Genomic DNA, 549 nt, shown 5'->3' with positions numbered 1-549 from the left:
GGTGGCGGCAAAGGCGATGCCGATCACGCCCGCAAGCTGATAGGCGGCGATCACCGCGATGACGATGACGAGCGTGGGCAAAGCGGTCGATTCCAGGCTGATCGCCAGGCCCTGAATGACGTTGGTGCCGTGGCCGGTTTCCGATGCCTTGGCGATGCTGCGCACCGGGCGGAAATTGGTGCCGGTATAATATTCGGTGATCCACACCAGCAGCCCGGTGACGGCGAGGCCGATCATCATCGCGCCGAACAATTTCATGCCGGTGAACGCGCCGACATCGCCGAGAAAGGCGTTGCCGCCGAGCGGCGTGTTCATGTCGCCCAGCGTATATTGCGTGGCGAAATAGATGGCGGGGATCGACAGGCCCACGCTGACCCAGAAGCCCTTGTACAGCGCGCCCATGATCGAGCCGCTACTGCCCAGCCGCACGAAGAAGGTGCCGACAATCGAGGTGAGGATGCACACCCCGCCGACGATGAGCGGCAGCGTCATAACCTGCAGCAGATGATCGGCATTTTTGAGCGCGAGCGCGACCGAGATCATCGTCAC

Annotated in this window: 1 protein-coding gene; it reads right to left on the bottom strand. The window is 62.5% G+C overall.

Translation table 11 applies throughout. From position 1 onward, the window contains the following. Positions 1-549: sodium/proton-translocating pyrophosphatase (locus AACY52_RS29775; protein ID WP_339561298.1), on the bottom strand; the 549-nt coding region annotated here is incomplete at both ends.

Origin of the sequence: Pseudomonas sp. EA_65y_Pfl1_P113 (assembly GCF_963970525.1) — a bacterium.
GTDB classification, from domain to species: domain Bacteria; phylum Pseudomonadota; class Gammaproteobacteria; order Pseudomonadales; family Pseudomonadaceae; genus Aquipseudomonas; species Aquipseudomonas tritici.
This window is presented reverse-complemented; position numbering and strand designations above follow the sequence as displayed.